The following is a 289-nucleotide window of genomic DNA, read 5'->3' as shown; positions in this document are numbered from 1 at the left end:
TAGATTCAGCCTCATATTCATATTCTACGCCGTTTCCTTTTTCTGCGCCTTTTCCTTTACGGTCGCGTAGTGAATTGAATTTATGGGCAGTTATAAAGGTGTTTTGGTCTTGGATTAACTCTTTTTGATTGTCCTCATCATTATTTTCATTATCATTATGCACTATCATTTTTGGATCAACGGCTAATTCTAATAATGAATTTGCAGATTTTAACTGACTAAATCTAAAACTGCGTTTTCCCCCTTCAGTAAGCTTATCAGGATCTTTGTAAGACTCTTCATTCAAATT

Annotated in this window: 1 protein-coding gene; it reads right to left on the bottom strand. The window is 34.3% G+C overall.

Annotated features, from left to right (window positions below; genetic code table 11):
• Positions 1–289, bottom strand: a 289-nt coding sequence (locus H3T96_RS14670) for a hypothetical protein (RefSeq protein WP_198248699.1), incomplete at both ends; no start/stop codon positions are given.

The organism is Gilliamella sp. W8136, from assembly GCF_016101285.1.
Taxonomy (GTDB): Bacteria; Pseudomonadota; Gammaproteobacteria; order Enterobacterales; family Orbaceae; genus Gilliamella; species Gilliamella apicola_N.
The sequence above is the reverse complement of the archived record's forward strand: the minus strand, read 5'-3'. Positions and strand labels throughout refer to the sequence as shown.